This is a genomic window from Enterovibrio gelatinilyticus, assembly GCF_028683095.1.
GTDB classification, from domain to species: domain Bacteria; phylum Pseudomonadota; class Gammaproteobacteria; order Enterobacterales; family Vibrionaceae; genus Enterovibrio; species Enterovibrio gelatinilyticus.
Genome location: NZ_JAJUBC010000103.1, coordinates 1 through 688 on the forward strand (window position 1 = coordinate 1; position 688 = coordinate 688).

Consider the following 688-nt stretch of genomic DNA (forward strand, 5'->3'; position numbering starts at 1 on the left):
TTTTTCCCCTGGGAAACGGTCTGTGCCATGGTCGGCCAAAGCAGTGCCATGTCTACAGGCGGAGTATTCACCTCCGCTTCCCTGATCATTGGCATCAATAGCGATGAAAAGCACGGCCACTTCTGGAGCGTCCTGCAAACGGGTGCTATCACCAAGGTGCACGCCGCCAGTTTGTGGGAGATGATCCGCACCTACATGGAAGATGGACCAGAATACATCGGCGAACCCTCTCCCCTGACGTATCAAGGGCTAAAGCAACAACACTGTGAAGCCTATAACATTGATGAACAAGACTTTGGTGCCTGGCACCATTTCTGGTGGGCCATCAACGGCACCTGGCTTGGGATTTGGCGTATCAACCATGAAACCAAAAAGATGAAACAACATGCGGAGACCTTTGAGGACATAGTCGCATGGAGCAACCCCATTCCCGAATCCCAATGGGCCAGACCCAGCGATGAGCTCAATCATTACAACGACATACTGCATCGCATCGAATACGGCTATGGTCGCACCCTGTTAGACGTGGGGGACATTCGAGTGAAGTATCCGTATCAGCCACAGCCAGCCCAAAGTAAGAGCGGCATCCAATGACCCCCCTCACGTAGAAGGGGGACATACAATACGTACTCGGGACATGAACACTTCAACAATACCTCAAGGTGTATCAGCGCAAGCAGGAGCGAGT

At 52.3% G+C, this 688-nt stretch carries 1 protein-coding gene; it reads left to right on the plus strand.

Going from position 1 to position 688, the window contains the following annotated elements:
• Nucleotides 1-594 (plus strand): hypothetical protein (locus LRP50_RS25400; protein WP_274167176.1); only part of this gene is annotated, 594 nt, incomplete at its 5' end.
• Nucleotides 595-688: the final 94 nt, after the last annotated feature.